This is a genomic window from Serinicoccus marinus DSM 15273 (assembly GCF_008386315.1).
Classification (GTDB): Bacteria; Actinomycetota; Actinomycetes; order Actinomycetales; family Dermatophilaceae; genus Ornithinicoccus; species Ornithinicoccus marinus.
Map to the genome: position 1 here is coordinate 2002441 of NZ_CP043808.1, position 18620 is coordinate 2021060.

15 protein-coding genes and 1 pseudogene are annotated in these 18620 nt (G+C 72.3%); 7 read left to right on the forward strand and 9 right to left on the reverse strand.

What is annotated here, in order from left to right; genetic code table 11:
* Positions 1 to 72: 72 nt before the first annotated feature.
* Positions 73 to 954: a DUF3097 domain-containing protein gene (locus tag FU792_RS09430; protein ID WP_022925633.1), complete on the forward strand. Its 882-nt coding sequence runs from the start codon at positions 73 to 75 to the stop codon at positions 952 to 954.
* Between the two features lie 5 nt (positions 955 to 959).
* On the forward strand, positions 960 to 1487 hold the full coding sequence (locus FU792_RS17905; RefSeq protein WP_022925634.1) for a DUF4870 domain-containing protein: 528 nt from the start codon (positions 960 to 962) through the stop codon (positions 1485 to 1487).
* A gap of 421 nt (positions 1488 to 1908) precedes the next feature.
* Here the strand turns inward: FU792_RS17905 and FU792_RS09440 are convergent, their stop codons facing one another.
* Both FU792_RS09440 and hemW read right to left on the reverse strand, forming a co-directional pair.
* Complete coding sequence (locus FU792_RS09440) at positions 1909 to 2481, reverse strand: hypothetical protein (protein WP_149814713.1); 573 nt, start codon at positions 2479 to 2481, stop codon at positions 1909 to 1911.
* Between the two features lie 85 nt (positions 2482 to 2566).
* The gene (gene hemW / locus FU792_RS09445) at positions 2567 to 3835 is read right to left on the reverse strand and encodes a radical SAM family heme chaperone HemW (protein ID WP_022925636.1); all 1269 of its coding nucleotides are present in this window, start codon (positions 3833 to 3835) and stop codon (positions 2567 to 2569) included.
* Positions 3836 to 3922: 87 nt separating this feature from the next.
* On the opposite strand from hemW, the gene ppk2 reads away from it, so the two are divergent.
* Complete coding sequence (gene ppk2, locus FU792_RS09450) at positions 3923 to 4813, forward strand: polyphosphate kinase 2 (protein ID WP_022925637.1); 891 nt, start codon at positions 3923 to 3925, stop codon at positions 4811 to 4813.
* A 27-nt stretch (positions 4814 to 4840) separates the two neighbouring features.
* Here ppk2 and FU792_RS16775 read toward each other — a convergent pair whose 3' ends face one another.
* The 6 genes from FU792_RS16775 to FU792_RS09475 all read right to left on the reverse strand — a co-directional run bounded on the left by FU792_RS16775 (position 4841) and on the right by FU792_RS09475 (position 10762).
* Positions 4841 to 5008 (reverse strand): hypothetical protein, encoded by a 168-nt coding sequence (locus FU792_RS16775; RefSeq protein WP_022925638.1) that lies wholly within the window; start codon positions 5006 to 5008, stop codon positions 4841 to 4843.
* Positions 5009 to 5101: 93 nt separating this feature from the next.
* The gene (gene trmB / locus FU792_RS09455; RefSeq protein WP_022925639.1) at positions 5102 to 5887 is read right to left on the reverse strand and encodes a tRNA (guanosine(46)-N7)-methyltransferase TrmB; all 786 of its coding nucleotides are present in this window, start codon (positions 5885 to 5887) and stop codon (positions 5102 to 5104) included.
* The gene (lepA, locus tag FU792_RS09460; RefSeq protein ID WP_033419004.1) at positions 5884 to 7809 is read right to left on the reverse strand and encodes a translation elongation factor 4; all 1926 of its coding nucleotides are present in this window, start codon (positions 7807 to 7809) and stop codon (positions 5884 to 5886) included. The genes trmB and lepA overlap by 4 nt, the downstream gene beginning before the upstream one ends.
* Positions 7810 to 8012: 203 nt before the next feature.
* The gene (locus FU792_RS09465) at positions 8013 to 8726 is read right to left on the reverse strand and encodes a fasciclin domain-containing protein (protein ID WP_022925641.1); all 714 of its coding nucleotides are present in this window, start codon (positions 8724 to 8726) and stop codon (positions 8013 to 8015) included.
* Positions 8727 to 8754: 28 nt separating this feature from the next.
* Positions 8755 to 10278 (reverse strand): molybdopterin-dependent oxidoreductase, encoded by a 1524-nt coding sequence (locus tag FU792_RS09470; RefSeq protein ID WP_022925642.1) that lies wholly within the window; start codon positions 10276 to 10278, stop codon positions 8755 to 8757.
* Between the two features lie 40 nt (positions 10279 to 10318).
* Positions 10319 to 10762, reverse strand: a complete 444-nt coding sequence (locus tag FU792_RS09475; protein WP_022925643.1) for a GNAT family N-acetyltransferase — start codon at positions 10760 to 10762, stop codon at positions 10319 to 10321.
* 145 nt (positions 10763 to 10907) lie between these two features.
* Between FU792_RS09475 and aceB the strand changes: the two are divergent.
* The 4 genes and pseudogenes from aceB (at position 10908) to FU792_RS09495 (ending at position 16756) form a co-directional block, all read left to right on the forward strand.
* Positions 10908 to 12526, forward strand: a pseudogene (aceB, locus tag FU792_RS09480) (malate synthase A).
* A gap of 65 nt (positions 12527 to 12591) precedes the next feature.
* Positions 12592 to 14061, forward strand: a complete 1470-nt coding sequence (locus FU792_RS09485; protein ID WP_022925645.1) for an FAD-linked oxidase C-terminal domain-containing protein — start codon at positions 12592 to 12594, stop codon at positions 14059 to 14061.
* A 5-nt stretch (positions 14062 to 14066) separates the two neighbouring features.
* Positions 14067 to 15380 (forward strand): FAD-binding oxidoreductase, encoded by a 1314-nt coding sequence (locus tag FU792_RS09490; protein WP_202804758.1) that lies wholly within the window; start codon positions 14067 to 14069, stop codon positions 15378 to 15380.
* Entirely contained in the window at positions 15380 to 16756 is a 1377-nt protein-coding gene (locus FU792_RS09495) for a (Fe-S)-binding protein (RefSeq protein WP_022925647.1), read from the forward strand. Before FU792_RS09490 ends, FU792_RS09495 begins: the two co-directional genes overlap by 1 nt.
* Before the next feature lie 12 nt (positions 16757 to 16768).
* On the opposite strand, the gene FU792_RS09500 is transcribed toward FU792_RS09495, so the two are convergent.
* Positions 16769 to 18568 (reverse strand): L-lactate permease, encoded by a 1800-nt coding sequence (locus FU792_RS09500; RefSeq protein ID WP_022925648.1) that lies wholly within the window; start codon positions 18566 to 18568, stop codon positions 16769 to 16771.
* Positions 18569 to 18620 lie beyond the last annotated feature (52 nt).

Here is an 18620-nt window from a genome sequence, read left to right on the forward strand (position 1 = left end):
GACGCCGCGACCGACCGCGTCGAGGGCGCGCCTCACCGACCTCATCAGTCACACGCGTTACGGTCGTCCGTTGTGAACGACCGCTATGGCACCGATGTCCTGTCGACCGACTGGCGTGCCCCCCGGCGTGGCCGCGCCCAGGAGGTGAGCGCCGATCCGGGCCTCGTCGTCGAGGACGTCGACACCGGATGGTGCGGCGCCGTCGTGGGGGTCGAGAAGGTCGGGGGTATGCAGGTGGTCCACCTGGAGGACCGGCGTGGGCGGCGCAAGGGCTTCCCGCTCGGACCAGGCTTCCTCCTCGACGGCAGCCCCGTGGTGCTTGTCGCGCCCGTCGACCAGCGGGCGAACGACCACCTGGCCGCCCGTCGTGAGACCGCGCGCCGCACCGCGAGCGGATCGGTGCGCGTCTCCGACCAGCCCGCCCGGGTCGCCACCGGTTCGCGTCTCTGGGTCGAGGGACGGCACGACGCCGAGCTGGTGGAGAAGGTCTGGGGTGACGACCTGCGGGTGGAGGGCGTGGTCGTCGAGATGCTGAACGGCGTCGACGACCTGGCGGCGGAGATCCGTGGCTTCGGTCCGACCCGGGACCAGCGGCTCGGCATACTCGTCGACCACCTCGTGCCCGGCACCAAGGAGACCCGCATCGTCCAGGAGGCGCAGCGGGTCAGCCCCTGGGTGCGGATCCTCGGTCACCCCTACGTCGACGTCTGGCAGTCGGTGAAGCCGGCCCGGCTCGGGCTGGAGGCCTGGCCGGTCATCGAGCGTGGTCGCTCGTGGAAGCACGGCATCCTCGCCGAGCTCGGCTGGCCGCATGCGTCGCAGGCGGACGTCGCCCAGGGGTGGAAGAAGATCCTGGGCACCGTGCGTTCCTACAGCGACCTGGAACCGACGCTGCTCGCCAGCGTCGAAGAGTTGATCGACTTCGTCACGGTTCCACCACCTCACGAGGAGTGAGCAGCATGACCCAGACACCACCTCCCCCGAGCAGCCAGCCCTGGCAGGACCCCCGGCAGGGCGACGGGAGGCAGAGCCAGCCGCAACCGGGGACACCGCCGGGGCCGCCACCGGGCCCGCAGAGCTACGGCGGATCGGACGGGTACGGCAGGGAAGCACGAGGCCCCGCCCTCGAGGGCGACGAGCGCACCATGATGCTGCTCGCCCACCTGTCGGCCCCGCTGTCGATGCTGCTCAGCGTCGGCTGGGTGCCCTTCCTCGGGCCGTTGCTCATCTGGCTGTTCTACAAGGACAAGTCGGCTGCGGTGCGGACCGCCTCTGCCGGCGCCTTCAACTTCAACCTCACGCTGGCGATCATCAGCGTCGGGCTGTGGATCAGCGTCTTCCTGACGCTCTTCATCGGGTTCGTCTGGGCGATCCCCGGCTGGATCGCCCTCTTGGTCATCCAGCTCTGGTGCCACATCAAGGGCGCGTTGCGCGCCGCGGACGGGCGGGTCTACGACTACCCGTTCCAGCTGCGCCTGCTGAGCTGAGACCCCACCAGCCACACCCCTCACCGCTGCTCGGCGTGTCCGCCGCGACACGCCGAGGGGCGAGAAATTCTCGGCCGCGACCTCTTGTGCGGGCAGGCGTCGAGGCGTAGACATGTCTGCACGCACTCCCCTCGGGGAGTGCGGGTCGCGAGACGGCCGAGGATTCGACCGCCCCTCGGGGCGGACCTCCCGGTGATGCGGGAGCAGAGCCTCTGGCCCCTTGCGCACCGCCAGCAGCATCACGGCTGGCCGTGGCCCGGTTCGCGAACTCATACTTCGCGAACCGGGCCACACCTCGTCCAGGGTGTTCAGGCCCTGCAGGCTCATACCCGGCAGGGTCTGCCCTCATTCTCGTGCTCGGAGGTGTCCGGTCCGGGGACCGACGGTGGCGTGTCGGTGAACTGCGTCGGACGGGAGAGCCCTATCTCGTGCGCGGCCGGAGCGGGGGCGGCCCCGGGGTCCAGGGCACGACGATCTCCTGCTCGACGGCGCGGGCGGCCAGGCCCCGGGCCCGGGTATGCCCGTCCGCCACCATCGCGTCCTCGATGGCCCTCGCCACCTTCTCCGGCTGGGGACTGCCCAGGAGCCACCACGCGTATCCGGAACCACGTCGGCCGTCCCGCGACGGGTTGCTCGCCGTATCCAGGCCGTTCACAGCCAGCGAGCGGTAGGCCAAGGGGCCGGTGCCGATCCGGTAGTGCGGGCTGACCTGCGGCATCCCCCGGTGCCGCGAGATCAGCTGCCCTCGGCGCAGCAGGCGCACGCGCCCCGGGTCGACGCTCGCCCAGGGGACGACATACCTCGCGCTGCGCGTGGGGCCGTAGCCCAGCACCAGACCGTGCTCGCACACCCGATGCCGTTCGAGGATCCCCGGCAGCGCCAGGGCTGAGCAGAGCAGCAGCATGAGGAACAGCACGAAGAACCGGAACCAGAGCGGGTCGTCCGGGACGGCCCACCACTGCCAGGCCACCACCCCGACCGTGATCAGGGTCATCACTGCCGACGAGATCGGTCCGGGCCAGCAGCGAAAGGTCTGCAGCACCCGACCCATGTCCGTCCCGCGCAGCGGGCCGGGGCACTCACTCACCGGCGCTGCCCAGGGAGGACGACGACGGGCTGCGCTGCGGCGTCGGGAGGAGGCGGTGGACCACGGTGTCGGCCAGCAGCCGCCCGCGCAGGGTCAGCACGACCCTCCCCCGCACCGCCGACCGACCGTCCACCAGCCCGTCGGCGACCAGCCCGGCCACCGCGGCACGACCCGACTGCTCGAGGGCGCCCAGCGGCAGCCCGTCGGCCAGCCGGACCCCCAGCAGGACGCGCTCGGCATACCGCTGCTCGTCGTCGAGGACCTCACGCTCGTGCACCGGGGCGAGGCCCTGCCCGATCCGGCCGGCGTAGGCGCGCGGATGCTTGACGTTCCACCAGCGGACCCCGCCGACGTGGCTGTGCGCACCGGGCCCGACCCCCCACCAGTCCGCGCCGTTCCAGTAGGCCACGTTGTGCCGGCACCGGTGCTCGGGCGAGCGCGCCCAGTTGGAGATCTCGTACCACCCGTAATCCGCGGCCGCGAGCAGCTCGTCGGCCAGCTCGTACTTGTCCGCCTCGTCGTCGTCCTCCGGCGCCGGGACCTCGCCGCGACGCACCTGTCCGTGCAGCCGGGTGCCCGGCTCCACGACCAGGGCGTAGGCCGAGACGTGGTCCGGCTCGAGGGCCACCGCCTCCTCCAGGCTCGTGCGCCAGTCCCCGAGCGACTCGCCCGGGGTGCCGTAGATGAGGTCGAGGCTGACCTGGAGCCCGGCCCCGCGGACGGCGGTGACCGCCCGCGCCACACCGGCCGGGTCGTGGGTTCGGTCGAGGGTCTGCAGCACGTGCGGGACGGCCGACTGCATCCCCAGGCTGACCCGGGTGTAGCCGTGCGCCGCGAGCTGCTCGGCGACCTGCGGGGTGATCGTGTCCGGGTTGGCCTCGGTGGTCACCTCGGCCTCGGGCGCCAACCCCCACCGGTCCCGGACCCCCGTGACCAGCGAGCCGAGCGCGGCCGGCGACAGCATGGTCGGCGTGCCGCCCCCGACGAAGACCGTCCGCACCGGCCCGGGACCGCCGGGAGCCAGCACCCGGGCGGCCACGTCGAGCTCGCCGTGCGCCGCCGCCAGGTAGCCCTCCGGCGCCGCACCGTCATCGAGCTCGGGAAGCGTGTAGGTGTTGAAGTCGCAGTAGCCGCAGCGGACCCGGCAGAACGGCACATGCAGGTAGACCGAGAAGGCGCGGCCGGGCATACCCTGCAGCGCGGACGGCGGCAGCGAGCCGTCCTCGGGCGCGGCCTCGCCCGGGGGGAAGGTGGAGGGCATACCGGCGATTCTCCCACCCGTGAGCTGTGTCGACGCCGATCCCGGGTCGTCCACCTGCGCGTCACCGGCGCGCGCTAGGGTCAGAGGGTGCAGCAGCGCCTCCGCGAGTACATCGACACCCTGCGGGTGCAGGGGTACACCGTCCGGGACGACCAGGGGTCGGACCCGGACCTCATCACGCCCGACGGCAGTGCGGTCGACACCTGGCGCGAGGACTACCCCTACAGCGAGCGGATGACCCGGGACTACTACGAGGTCGAGAAGTGGCTGCTGCAGGTGGAGCTGCTGAAGTTCCAGTACTGGGCCAAGGACCACGGCAGCCGGCACGTCCTGATCTTCGAGGGACGCGACGCCGCCGGGAAGGGCGGCTCGATCAAGCGCTTCACCGAGCACCTCAACCCGCGCGGCGCCCGGGTGGTCGCGCTCAACAAGCCGACCGAGGTCGAAGCCGGGCAGTGGTACTTCCAGCGCTACATCCAGCACCTGCCGACCGCCGGTGAGATGGTGCTCTTCGACCGGTCCTGGTACAACCGCGCCGGGGTCGAGCGGGTCATGGGCTTCTGCTCGAGCGCGGAGTACGACCGGTTCATGATCCAGGCTCCGCTCTTCGAGCAGATGCTCGTCGAGGCCGGGGTGTCGATCACGAAGTTCTGGTTCTCGGTCACCCAGACCGAGCAGCGCACCCGCTTCGCGATCCGGCAGCTGGACCCGGTGCGGCAGTGGAAGCTGTCGCCCATGGACCTGGAGAGCCTGGACCGGTGGGAGGCCTACACCGAGGCCAAGGAGGAGATGTTCCGGCGCACGGACACCGACTGGGCGCCGTGGGTAACGATCAAGAGCAACGACAAGAAACGCGCCCGCATCAACGCCATGCGCCACTTCCTGTCCCAGTTCGAATACGAGGGCAAGGACCACGACGTCGTCCTCCGGCCCGACCCTCGGTTGGTCAAGCGGGCCCGGGACAGCGCCGGCGACTGATCATCAGCTGAGCTGACGGTGGGACCGTCATAGGGTGAGTGCCGTCCGCCCGGTGGCGCTCTCCGGAGGTGCAGACCGGGCCGGCCGGGCGCAGGAGGGGGTGACGAAGCCGTCCTTGCTGCCGAAGGTCGTGATCTGCCGGTCGGCGTCCTCGAACGCCTCGCGGCACCCGATGTCGGCCTGGCCTCCACCCACGCCCGATCGGTGACGTGCGCCCGGGAACACACCCCTGGCCCCCCCGTCGCGGCGACCCGGGGTGGGCGATGCGCCGACCGACCGACGGGCGCCTCAGCCGCGCCGGTACGCCAGGTCGGTGATGTGCCGGCCGGCCTCGATGCCGCGGCGCTCGAAGCGGGTCAGGGGGCGCAGCGGGGCGCGCTCGGTGGACTCCAGCTCCCAGGCGGTATGCCGGTCCAGCACCGTGCGCATCGCGTCGGCGTAGTCGGCCCAGTCGGTCGCGAGCCGCCACAGGCTGCCGGGGCGCACGAGGTCGGCCACGGTCGAGGCGAACTCCGCGGAGACGAGCCGGCGCTTGTGGTGGCGCGTCTTGGGCCACGGGTCGGGGAAGAAGGTCCACACCTCGTGGGCGCAGCCCGGCGGCAGGATCGTCTGCAGCGCCAGCGCGGCGTCGGCCTCGACGAAGCGGACGTTGGTGAGCGGCTCCCCCTTGCCCATCTTGGCCATCGCGTGGCCGATCCCGGGCCGCCATACCTCCAGGGCCAGGAAGTCCCAGCCCGGCTGCTCGGTCGCGGCGTGCACCAGGGCGTCGCCCGAACCGGACCCGATCTCGATCACCAGCGGCGCCGTCCGCCCGAAGACTTCCTCCGGGTCCATCCGGTGTGCCGGGTCCACCCCGGTCGAGCCGTCCGCGCCGTGCGGGCGGGGGACGTCGAGGACGAGGGCGTCGGCATACCGGTCCCAGGCGGCCTGGTGGGAGTCCTTGAGCATCCGGCCACCGCGCCGGGTGAAGGACCGGGTGCGTGCCAACGGGCGCGGCCCCACGGCCGGGTGGCCGTGCGCCTGGTGACCCGTCGGGGCCTCGGGGCGGACGGACGGGGTGTCCGGTCGGGTCACTTCTTGCTCTTCGCGGGCTCGGCGCCGCTGCCGTCCTGGGAGAGCGCGGCGATGAAGGCCTCCTGCGGCACCTCGACGGAGCCGACCATCTTCATCCGCTTCTTGCCCTCCTTCTGCTTCTCCAACAGCTTGCGCTTGCGGCTGATGTCACCGCCGTAGCACTTGGCCAGGACGTCCTTGCGGATGGCGCGGATGGTCTCGCGGGCGATGACGCGCGAGCCGATCGCCGCCTGCACCGGCACCTCGAACTGCTGCCGAGGGATGAGCTCCTTGAGCTTGCCGGCCATCTGCACGCCGTAGGCGTAGGCCTTGTCCCGGTGCACGATGGCGCTGAAGGCGTCGACGGTGTCGCCCTGCAGCAGGATGTCCACCTTGACCAGGTCCGCCTCCTGGTCGCCGGAGGGCTCGTAGTCGAGCGAGGCATACCCCCGGGTCCTGGACTTCAGCGCGTCGAAGAAGTCGAAGACGATCTCCGCCAGCGGCAGGGTGTAGCGCAGCTCGACCCGCTCCGGCGAGAGGTAGTCCATCCCGAGCAAGGTGCCGCGGCGCGCCTGGCACAGCTCCATGATCGCCCCGATGAACTCGCTCGGGGCGAGCACGGTCCCGCGGACCACCGGCTCGGTGATGGAGGCGATCTTGCCGGCCGGGAACTCGCTGGGGTTGGTCACCTCGAGCTCGGTGCCGTCGTCGAGCCGCACGTCGTAGGAGACGTTGGGCAGGGTCGAGATGAGGTCGAGGTTGAACTCCCGCTCCAACCGCTCCCGGACGATCTCGAGGTGCAGCATCCCGAGGAAGCCGACGCGGAAGCCGAAGCCCAGGGCCCCGGAGGTCTCCGGCTCGTAGACCAGCGCCGCGTCGTTGAGCTTCAGCTTGTCCAGCGCGTCGCGCAGGATCGGGTAGTCCGAGCCGTCGATCGGGTAGAGCCCCGAGAAGACCATCGGCTTGGGGTCCTTGTAGCCGCCGAGCGGCTGGTCGGCCTGCCGCCGCTCCCCCGTCACCGTGTCGCCGACCTTGGACTGGCGCACGTCCTTGACCCCGGTGATGAGGTAGCCCACCTCACCCACGCCCAGGCCCTTCGTCGGCGCCGGCTCGGGGCTGATCGCCCCGATCTCCAGCAGCTCGTGGGTCGCCTTGGTCGACATCATCGCGATCCGCTCGCGCGGGGACAGGCTGCCGTCCACGACCCGCACGTAGGTGACGACGCCGCGGTAGGTGTCGTAGACCGAGTCGAAGATCATGGCACGCGCCGGGGCGTCCGCCTCACCCACCGGCGGCGGGATCTCGGCGACGATGCGGTCCAGCAGCTCCGGGACGCCCTCGCCGGTCTTGCCGGACACCTTGAGCACGTCCTGCGGGTCGCAGCCGATGAGGCCCGCGATCTCCTCGGCATACTTCTCCGGCTGGGCCGAGGGCAGGTCGATCTTGTTGAGCACCGGGATGATCGCGAGGTCGTTCTCCATCGCGAGGTAGAGGTTCGCCAGCGTCTGTGCCTCGATCCCCTGCGCCGCGTCGACGAGCAGCACCGCCCCCTCGCAGGCCGCGAGGCTGCGGCTCACCTCGTAGGTGAAGTCGACGTGACCCGGGGTGTCGATCATGTTCAGGACATACGTCCGCTCACGGCTCGGAGCTCCCTGCGGTCGCTCGCTCCCGCTGCTCCGTGGACCAGGCTCCTGCGTCGCGGTCCACGGCATCCGCACGGCCTGGCTCTTGATGGTGATGCCACGCTCGCGCTCGATGTCCATGCGGTCGAGGTACTGCGCCCGCATCTGCCGTTGGTCCACCACACCGGTGACCTGCAGCATCCGGTCGGCCAGGGTCGACTTGCCGTGGTCGATGTGCGCAATGATGCAGAAGTTGCGGATCACCTCCGGCGGGGTGGCCGCCGGCTGCGGGACGGTCTCGGGGCGGGCGAGCGGAGACAGGGCGGGCACCTCACAGGTATGCGGTCGCACGGACAGGGCGTGGCCTCCAGTCTCCCACGAGACCCGGTCGGGTCCGGTCACGCACGGGAACGACGCGCAGCCGGGCCGCCCCCACGGAAGAACGGGGACGACCCGGCTGCGCGCCGGGTGAGGGCACCGCCGCAGGAGGTCTCGGGCCCGCGGCGGTGCCGGCCTGGGGGTGGTCAGCCCTGCGGCATCAGCACACCGTCGATGAGGTAGACGGTGGCGTTGGCGGTCTGGACGCCACCGCAGATGACGGAGGCGTCGTTGACCATGAGCTCGTCACCGGAGCCGGTCACCTCCAGGGTCTCGCCCTGCGCGGTGGTCTGCTCGCCGACGATCTCGTCCGGGGTCATCTGGCCCGGGACGACGTGGTAGGTGAGGATCGACTCCAGCAGGTCGTCGTCCTCGGCGAGGGTGCTCATCGTCTCGTCGTCGATGGCCTCGAAGGCCTCGTCGACGGGCGCGAACACCGTGAACTCGTCACCGTTGAGGGTGTCGACCAGGTTGACGTCCGGGTTGACCTCGCCGGAGACGGCAGCGGTCAGCTGGGTCAGCAGCGGGTTGTTGGAGGCGGCCACGGCGACCGGGTCCTGGGCCATGCCCTCGACCGAGCCGGCGCCGTCCGGCACCTGCGCGGCGTAGTCCTCGCAGCCGGGACCGACCAGGCCCGCGGCCGGGTCCATGGCCATGTCGTCCTCGGTGGCCATCTCGTCGTCGGCCATGTCCTCCTCGGACTCCATGTCCTCAGAGCTCTCCTCCTCCGAGCCCATGTCCTCGCTGGCACTCTCGGCGGCGCTGCCGGCCTCGTCGGACATGTCCTCGCCCCCGCCACAGGCGGACAGGGCGAGCATCGAGGCCATGGAGACGGCAAGAATTCCCTTGGAGATACGCATCGTGCATTCCTTTCTGATGGGTCGGTGGTCAGCTGACGGTGACCGTCGTGCTGTGCCACCCGGTCGACCCGTCAGGAGCGATGGGCTCCCGCCGGGAGGTCTGTACCTTTCCCGCGTGATCGGTCACGCGGACCTCGAGCCGGCGGTTCCCCGGCTCGGCCGGCCACACCCAGCGCCAGGCGCGCCAGGTCTGGTCGGAGTCCTCGACGCCCAGCTCGGCGTCGTGCCACTCCCCCTCGTCGACGCGGACCTCGACCCGCTCGACGCCGACGGTCTGCGCCCAGGCGACGCCCGCGACGGTCACGTCCCCCGCGTCCAGCTGGGCGAAGGGGCCGGGCACGTCGATCCGGGAGGAGAGCTTGATCGGGGCCTTCGCGGCATACCCGCGGTCGGTCCAGTAGGCGGTGAAGTCCTCGAACCGGGTCACCTCCAGCTCGGTCAGCCACTTGGTGGCGGAGACGTAGCCGTAGAGACCGGGCGTGACCATCCGCACCGGGTAGCCGTGCTCGGCCGGCAGCGGACCGCCGTTCATCCCGAGCGCGACGAGGGCGCCGCGGTCGTCGGTCAGCACGCCGAGCGGGGTGCCGGCGGTGAAGCCGTCGGTGCTCACCGAGCGGACCGCGTCGGCGCCGTCCTGCACGCCAGCCTCGGCGAGCAGCTCACGCGTGGGTATGCCGATCCAGGTCGCCGTGCCCAGCAGGTCACCACCGACCGGGTTGCTCACGCAGGTCATGGTGATGCGGCGCTCGACGAGGTCGCGCTCCAGCAGGTCAGCGACGGTGAGCTCGAGCGGGCGGTCGACCATCCCGGTGATGCGCAGGACGTGGTCCCGTGCCTCCACCTGGGGCACCTGCAGCGCCGTGTCGACACGGTAGAACTTCTCGGTGGGCGTGATGTGCGGCGTGAGGCCGTCCACGTCGAAGCTCACCCCGGAGGGCACCGGGTCCGCCGGCGTGACCGGCTGGGGCAGGTCGAGCGACTGCGGAGCGGTGGAGCCGCCGCCGACCGTCCGGGCTGCGGCACCGACGGCGCCGACGGCGGCCACTCCCGAGGCCGCGGCCAGCACGCTGCGCCGGCGTGGACCGTCCTCGCGTGCCGGGGCATCGAGCGAGGAGAGCATCCACGCCAGTCCCCCCAGGCCGACCGCCAGCATCACGGCGACGCACGCGAGGATCTCCAGCGACCCGGCCCCCTGCGCCGGGTCGAGGAGCATCGCGGCGGCGGCGAGCGCGATGAGGACGGCCAGCCCGGTGAGCGCCGCCGCGCGGCGGCGCACCCCGACCATGCCGAGGACGGCGAGCGCGACCGCGAGGACGACGAGCACCCCGGAGAGCAGCACGAGCTTGTCCGCGCTGCCGAAGGTCTCGATGGCCCATTCCTTGACCGGGCGGGGCGTCAGGTCCACCACCCGGTTGCCGACGGCCACGACCGGTCCGGTGACGCCCAGGACCGCCGCCAGCCCCGTGCCGGCGAGCACGCCGGAGGCCCCGGCGAGCAGGCCGGAGCCGGCTCCGGCCGCGCGGGCCGTCCGGCGGGTGGGTGTCGTCGTCATGCCCAGGGTTCGGCCCCGGGCACTCCTCCGGATGTGTGACCTAGCTCACACCGGGCTGGCTGAGCTGCACGAAGGCCCGCAGCCGCCCCTCCGCGTGGTCACGGATCTCGGTCCAGCCCAGCGCCTCGTAGAACGCGCGCTGCCGCGGCTCGTCCTCAGTCAGGAGCACCTTCTGTCGGCACCCCTCGAAGGGCTCCAGCGCCGCGACCACGAGCGCCCGGCCCACGCCCTCGCGCTGTAGCTCGGGGCGCACGAGCACGTCCTGCAGGTAGGCGATGCTGGCCCCGTCGGAGATCACCCGGGCCAGGCCCAGGAGCTCCCCGCCGTAGCGGGCGGTGACGACCCGGGTGGACCCGGCCACGGCCGCCTCCAGGGCGTCGGGGTCGGTCGTGTAGGCGGACCAGCCGACGGCGTCGTAGAGGCCCAGCAGCTCCTCTCGCGCCGGTCGGTCGTCAGCGGTGATGACGATCTCGTGTCCGGTCACGGCACCGAGACTAGGTGAGCACGCGCGGGCCTGCCACAGGGCGCGGCACCACCGGTCAGGGCGTAGATATCTCCACGTCGAGACGATACTGTGTCTTCCGACCAGTGGATATCTGTTTCCCCTAGACGGAATGCCGAGGAGTCTCATGGCCAGCACCGACGCCCCCATCACCCTGGATCTGCCCGAGGGGGTGCTGGTCACCGGCGAGCTGCGTCCGGGCTACGACGAGATCCTCCCGGCCCGGCCCTCGAGCTCGTCGCGCAGCTGCACCGCTCGCTGGAGACGCGACGGCAGGAGTGCCTGGCCGCCCGCGCCGACGTGGTGCGCAGGGTCGCCGACGGCGAGGACCTCGACTTCCTGCCCGAGACCGCGCAGGTCCGCGCCGACGACACCTGGCGGGTCGCCGACCCGGCGCCGGGCCTGGTCGACCGCCGCGTCGAGATGACCGGCCCCACCGACCGCAAGATGACGATCAACGCGATGAACTCCGGGGCCCGGGTGTGGCTGGCCGACCAGGAGGACGCCAACACCCCGCTGTGGGAGAACGTCGTCGAGGGTCAGATCAACCTCCGTGACGCGATCAGCGGCACGATCTCCTTCACCTCCCCCGAGGGCAAGGAGTATGCCCTCACCACCACCGACCAGCAGCAGCTCCCCACCATCGTCATGCGCCCGCGCGGGTGGCACCTGGACGAGAAGCACATCACGGTCGACGGGCAGCGGGTCGCGGGAGGCCTGGTGGACGTCGCACTCTACCTGTGCGCCAGCGCCCAGCTGCAGCTGGACGCCGGCAAGGGTCCCTACTTCTACCTGCCCAAGATGGAGCACCACCTCGAGGCCCGCCTCTGGAACGACGCCTTCGTCCTCGCCCAGGACGCGCTCGGCATACCGCAGGGCACGATCCGCGCCACCTGCCTCATCGAGACCTACCCCGCGGCCTTCCAGATGGAGGAGATCCTCTACGAGCTGCGCGAGCACTCGGCCGGGCTCAACGCGGGGCGCTGGGACTACCTCTTCAGCGTCATCAAGACCTATCGCACCCGGGGAGCCGACTTCGTCCTGCCCGACCGGGCCGCCGTCACCATGACCGCCCCGTTCATGCGGGCCTACACCGAGCTGCTGGTGCGGACCTGCCACCGACGCGGCGCGCACGCCATCGGTGGCATGTCGGCCTTCGTCCCGGCCAAGGACGAGGAGGTCAACGCCGCGGCCTACGAGAAGGTCCGGACCGACAAGGAGCGAGAGGCGCGTGACGGCTTCGACGGGTCGTGGGTCGCCCACCCGGCGATGGTGCCCACCTGCCGGGAGGTCTTCGACGCCGTGCTCGGCGACCGGCCGAACCAGCTCGACCGCACCCGTGAGGACGTCCAGGTCCGCGCCGCCGACCTGCTGGACGTCGCCTCCACCCCCGGCGAGGTCACCGAGCAGGGGCTGAAGGCCAACATCGAGGTGGCCATCGCCTACCTCTCGGTCTGGCTCACCGGCCGCGGCGCCGTGGCCATCCACAACCTCATGGAGGACGCCGCCACGGCGGAGATCAGCCGCAGCCAGGTGTGGCAGTGGCTGCACCAGGGCATCACCCTGGACGACACCGGGGAGAAGGTCACCCCCGAGCTCGTCCGAAAGCTCACCGACCAGGTCCTGGAGGAGCTGCCCGGTGGCGCGGACGAGCACCGCGCGGCGACCGAGCTCTTCCTGCAGGTGGCCGTCGCCGAGGAGTTCGCCGACTTCCTCACCGTGCCGGCCTACGAGACCATGCCCTGAGTCCGTCCGCGCTGGCGGCTAGGGTGACAGGACGAGCCCGGACGGGGCCGTCGAGGAGAGTGACGATGACGCAGCACGAGCGGACCATGGACGATCTCCTCACGGACCTGCGCGGATCGCTGCCGGCGCACACGCTGGTCACCGACCCCTCGCAGCGGGACACGTATGCCTGCGACGGGCTCGCGGCATACCGCGTCCGGCCCGGGCTGGTCGTCCTCGTCGAGGACGCGGAGCAGGTCGCGACCACGGTCAGGGCGTGCGCGCGCCACGGCGTGCCCTTCGTCGCCCGTGGCTCGGGGACGGGGCTGTCCGGCGGCGCCCTGCCGCACGCCGACGGGGTGCTCGTCGTCACCAGCCGGCTCCGCACGCTGCACGACGTCCGGCCGCAGGACCAGCGCGCCGTGGCCGACCCCGGGGTCATCAACCTCCAGGTCAGCCACGCGGCGAACCCGCACGGGTACTACTTCGCCCCGGACCCGAGCAGCCAGCAGATCTGTTCGATCGGGGGCAACGTGGCGGAGAACTCCGGCGGCGCGCACTGCCTGAAGTACGGCTTCACCGCCGGGCACGTGCTCTCCCTGGACGTGGTCACGCCCGAGGGTGACCACGTCACCCTCGGCACCGAGGCACCGGACGCCCCAGGCTACGACCTGCTCGGCGCCTTCGTCGGGAGCGAGGGCACCCTCGGGATCGCCACCCGCGCCACGCTGCGGCTGACCCGGCTGCCGCACGACGTGCGGACCTGCCTGGCCGGTTTCGCCAGCACCGACGAGGCCGGCGCGGCGACCAGCGCGATCATCGCCGCGGGCATCGTCCCGGCGGCGATCGAGATCATGGACGCCCTCGCGATCGAGGCCGCCGAGGAGGCGGTGTCGTGCGGCTACCCGGAGGGCGCCGGCGCGGTGCTGGTGGTCGAGCTGGACGGCCCGGAGGTGGAGGTGGCGCACGAGCTGGAGCAGGTGCGGCGGCTCTGCGACGGGCAGGGTTGCTTCGAGTTCCGCGCCGCGACCGACGCCGCGGAGCGCGCCGAGATCTGGAAGGGCCGCAAGTCGGCCTTCGCGGCGGTGGGGCGGATCTCTCCCGACTACATCGTCCAGGACGGGGTGGTGCCGCGGACCTCGCTGCCGGAGGTGCTGCGCGAGATGGGGCGGATCTCCCGCGAGCGCGGCGTGCGGGTCGCCAACGTCTTCCACGCCGGCGACGGCAACCTGCACCCGCTGGTGCTCTTCGACGCGGCGCAGAGCGGCGCGACCGAGCGGGCCGAGGAGGTCTCCGGGATGATCCTGGACCTCTGCATCGAGCACGGCGGGTCGATCACCGGGGAGCACGGCGTGGGAGCCGACAAGGCGCGCTACATGCCCCGCATGTTCGGCGACCAGGACCTGGAGACGATGCAGCTCGTGCGCTGCGCCTTCGACCCGCAGCACCTGGCCAACCCCGGCAAGATCTACCCCACCCCCCGCATGTGCGGCGAGCGCCCGCGGGTCGTCCACGCCGCCGACGAGCCGGTGGTGGACGGCGCCGAGGTCTTCTGATGTCGGTGGTGGAGCGCCTCTCGGGGGCCTGTGCGGTGCGCCCGGCGGGCGAGGCCGACACGGTCGACGGGGTGCCGGCGCAGGCCGTGGCGCGACCGTCCTGCGCGGAGCAGACCTCGGCCTTGCTCGCGGCCTGCCACGCCGAGGGTCTTGCGGTCGTCGTCCGGGGCCACGGCAGCAAGCTCACCTGGGGGCGGGCGCCGAAGCGGGTGGACGTGATCCTCGAGACCGGCGCTATGGACGAGCTGGTCGAGCACTCCCGCGGCGACCTGGTCGCGACGGCGGGGGCCGGTATGCCGCTGGCCCGGCTCGGCGACCTGCTCGCCGAGGGCGGGCACCAGCTCGTCGTCGACGACCTCGCCGCGGGGCGCGGTGCCGACGGCGCGGGCTCGACCCTGGGGGGCGCGGTGGCCACCGGGCTGTCGGGGCCGCGGCGCCTGTGGGCCGGGCCGTTGCGCGACCTCGTCATCGGGGTGCGGCTGGTGCTCGCCGACGGCACGATCGCCCGCAGCGGCGGCAAGGTCGTCAAGAACGTCGCGGGCTACGACCTGGCCAAGCTGCTGACCGGTTCCTACGGCACGCTCGCCGTCGTCACCGAGGTCACCGTGCGGCTGCACCCCCTCCCCCAGGAAGAGGCCACGGTGCTCGCCCGGGTCCCCCATGACCGCCTCGGCCCGGCCCTGGCCCTCCTCGTCGCCTCCCAGCTCGCGCCCCGCACGCTGGAGGTCTCGGCACGGCCCGGGGCCGACCCGCTGCTGAGCATCGGGCTCGGCGGCTCGGTCGAGGGCACCCGGGAGCGGGCGCAGACGCTGGCGGCCGAGCTGGGGTCGCCCGACCTCGCCGGCCCGTCGGTGGCGGTGGTCGGCCCGGAGGGCCCCCCGGAGAAGACGGCCCAGCTCCTCGCCGACGAGACCGGAACGCACGGGACCGCCACCGACGAGACCGACGCCGACCAGTCGGCCCGTCCGACCCTGGTGCGCGCCACGAGCCGGCTCAGCGGCATACCCGAGCTGGTGCGGGAGGCCACGGACCGGGGGTTCGCGGTGACCGGATCGGCCGGGGTGGGGGTGCTGCACGCCCGGCTCCCCGAGGGCACCGCCCCGGACGCGGTCCGTCGCGCCGTCGAGGAGGTCCGTGCGCTCACCCTGCGGCTGGGTGGCTCCACCGTGGTCCTGGACGCACCGCCGGCGGTCAAGGCAGGGCTCGACGCCGAGGCCACGTGGGGTCCCGTGCCGGGTCTGGATCTCATGCGCCGGGTCAAGGCCGAGTTCGACCCCGTGCGCCTGCTGGCGCCGGGCCGTTTCGTGGGAGGACTGTGATGAGCACCGGAGGCCACACCCACCTCGGTATGCCCCGGGTCCGGGGGATCGAGTCCGCCGTGCTGGCGCAGCCCGCCTTCGACGCGCTGCGGCCGCCCGACCCGGACCTGCTCGACGACTGCGTGCACTGCGGCTTCTGCCTCACCACCTGCCCCACCTACCAGCTCTGGGGCGAGGAGATGGACAGCCCGCGCGGTCGCATCGACCAGATCAGGGCCGCGGCGCAGGGCGCGCCCCTCACCGCCGCGACGGTCGGCCACCTGGATGCCTGCCTCGGCTGCATGGCCTGCGTGACCAGCTGCCCGTCGGGCGTGCAGTACGACCGCATCCTGGAGTCGACCCGCGCCCAGGTGGAGCGCCGCGTCACCCGCCCGCGACGGGACCGCGCGCTGCGGCGGCTGATCTTCTCGCTGTTCCCCTACCCCACCCGCCTGCGGGCGCTGCGCGGCCCGCTGCGCGCCGCCCAGCGCTCCGGTGCGCTCGGCCTGGTGCGACGCAGCGGCCTGGTCGGGCGCGTCAGCCCCGAGCTCGACGTCATGCAGTCGCTCGCCCCGCCGCTGGGCCCGCGCGTCACGGTGCCGGAACGCACCCCTGCCGTCGGGACCCGCCGGGCCGTGGTCGGGATGCTCACCGGGTGCGTCCAGCGGGAGTTCTTCGGCGACGTCAACGCCGCGACCGCCCGCGTGCTCGCGGCCGAGGGCTGCGAGGTGGTCGCGCCCGCGCGCCAGGGCTGCTGCGGCGCCCTCTCGGTGCATACCGGCCGCGAGGAGGAGGGCATCGGCTTCGCCCGCCGGCTCATCGACACCTTCGAGGAGGCCGGCGTCGAGACCGTGGTGGTCAACTCCGCGGGATGCGGGTCGACGATGAAGGACTACGTCCACCTGCTCGCCGACGACCCGGCGTATGCCGAGCGTGCCCACGCGTTCAGCGACCGGGTGCGCGACCTCGCCGAGTTCCTGCACGAGCTGGGACCGGTCGCGCAGCGCCACCCGCTCCGCACCGGCGGGCTGGGTGGGCCCGAGCTGACGGTCGCCTATCACGACGCCTGCCACCTGCGGCACGCCCAGGGCGTGGTGAGCGCGCCGCGCGAGCTGATCCGGGGCATACCCGGGGTGGAGCTGGTGGAGATCCCGGACGGCGAGATCTGCTGCGGGTCGGCGGGGGTCTACAACATCCTCAACCCCGAGCCGGCGACCGAGCTCGGCGACCGCAAGGCGGCCTCCATCCTGCGCACCGGCGCCGAGCTCTTGGTCACCGCCAACCCGGGGTGCCTCATGCAGATCACCCAGGCGCTGGAGCGGGCCGGGCGGCCCCTGCCCTTCGTCCACACGGCCTCGCTCCTGGACGCCTCGATCCGTGGGGTGCCGGTGCGCTGACGCCCCGTCGCCTCACGCGCCCACGGGGGTGCGCGCGTCGCGGCGGCGCGCCCACACGACGAGCCCCACGAGCAGGGCGAGCAGCGCCACGAGCTGGAGCAGCCCGAGGTTGAGCCCGACGCCATAGATCCACAGGTAGCTGAGGGCGCCGCCGGCGAGGCAGTAGTAGGCCGTGACCAGGGCGGTCTTGCGGATGAGGTCGCCCTCGCGGCCCAGCAGCCCGACCGTCGCGGAGGCGGCGACGATGTTGTGGATCGCCACCGGGTTTCCACCGGCACCACCGATTGCCTGGGCGGCGACCACGCTCTCCGGCGCCACCCCGATCTCCTCACCGGTCGCGAACTGGAACAGCGAGAAGGTCAGGTTGCTCACCGTGTTGGAGCCGGCCACGAAGGCGCCCAGCGCACCGATCCACGGCGCGACGAGCGGCCAGTTGGAGCCCGCCACCGCCGCGGCGCCCTCGGCCAGGGTGACCGGCATGGAAGCCAGGCCGGACTCGGTGAACTCGGGACCGGAGCGGATGAGCAGCCGCACGAGGGGCACCGCGAAGAGCAGCGCGACCCCGGTGCCGAGAATCTGCCGACCGGCGACGGACCACGTCTGCCTGATCTGTCGGGCGCTCATGCGGTGCAGGGCGTAGGTGAGCAGACAGGTCAGGATGAAGACGGTCCCCGGGCTGTAGAGCCACTGCCAGGTCGTCGAGATCCCGGTGCCGAGCAGGTCCTCGAAGGGGAGGGTCACCGCGGGGTTCTCCGAGCGCAGCGCCGCGGTGAGCGGCTCCACCAGCCGCGTCGCCAGCAGCAGCAACGCGATGAGGACGTAGGGCAACCACGCCGTCACCAGGCCCATCCGACGGGTGTCCAGGTCACCGAGATGGTCGGTGTCCAACGTGCCCATCCAGCGCTCCTGCCAGCCGGACCGCGGCCCGAAGTCGAAGGTGTGCTCCCGGTCGGGCATGAGGAAGCCGCGCGAGGAGGTGAACATCACCAGCGCGAGCCCGGCCAGCCCGCCCAGGAGCGAGGGGAACTCGGGGCCGAAGAACCGGGCGACGAGCACCGAGGGCACGGTCATCGCGACCGAGGCGTAGAGGGCGAAGGGCCACACCTTCAGCCCCTCGGCGAAGCTGCGTCGCTCGCCGAAGAACCCGGTGAGGAAGACCGCGATGAGCAGCGGCACGAGCAGTCCGACGACCGCATGGATCGCCGCCACCTGGAAGCCGATCTCGGCGATGAGCCCGTCGTAGTCCAGACCCAGCTCGCCGGCGCGCTGCTCCACCCCGGCACCGCCCTGCAGGCCGGTGCCCACCCCCACGATGATCGGCGTACCGACGGCCCCGAAGGAGACGGGGGTGGACTGGATGATCAGACCCACCATGACCGCCGCCATCGCGGGGAAGCCCAGCGCCAGGAGCAGCGGGGCGACGACCGCGGCGGGCGTGCCGAAGCCCGAGGCGCCCTCGAGGAAGGACCCGAAGAGCCAGCCGATGATGATGGCCTGCACCCGGCGGTCCGGGGAGATCGCGGTGAACCCGGAGCGGATGGTGGCCATCGCCCCGCTGGCGATGACGGTCGCCAGGAGCAGCAGGGCGCCGAAGACGATGTAGAGCAGCGTGACCGCGATGATGAAGCCCTCGAGCGTCGCCGCGACGACGGCGGTGGGGCGCATCTGCCAGACCACGAGCGCGATGACGACGGTCACGGCATACCCCACCGGCATGGCCAGCTTCGCCGGCCACCGAAACCCGGCGAGGAGGACCCCCACGACGACGATCGGCGAGATCGCCAGCAGGCTCAGCACAGCCAGGTTGTCCACGTCGACACCTCTCCTCGCAGGGCGACGCCCCCTCCTCGGCGCGCCGTCACCT

What these genes read in the sequence shown, in the direction of transcription:
- FU792_RS09485 (WP_022925645.1), top strand. Translation starts at nt 12,592, where the DNA reads ATGACGCAGCACGAGCGGACCATGGACGATCTCCTCACGGACCTGCGC.
- FU792_RS09495 (WP_022925647.1), top strand. Translation starts at nt 15,380, where the DNA reads ATGAGCACCGGAGGCCACACCCACCTCGGTATGCCCCGGGTCCGGGGG.
- FU792_RS09465 (WP_022925641.1), bottom strand. Translation starts at nt 8,726, where the DNA reads ATGCGTATCTCCAAGGGAATTCTTGCCGTCTCCATGGCCTCGATGCTC.
- hemW (WP_022925636.1), bottom strand. Translation starts at nt 3,835, where the DNA reads ATGCCCTCCACCTTCCCCCCGGGCGAGGCCGCGCCCGAGGACGGCTCG.
- FU792_RS09470 (WP_022925642.1), bottom strand. Translation starts at nt 10,278, where the DNA reads ATGACGACGACACCCACCCGCCGGACGGCCCGCGCGGCCGGAGCCGGC.
- FU792_RS17905 (WP_022925634.1), top strand. Translation starts at nt 960, where the DNA reads ATGACCCAGACACCACCTCCCCCGAGCAGCCAGCCCTGGCAGGACCCC.
- FU792_RS09440 (WP_149814713.1), bottom strand. Translation starts at nt 2,481, where the DNA reads ATGACCCTGATCACGGTCGGGGTGGTGGCCTGGCAGTGGTGGGCCGTC.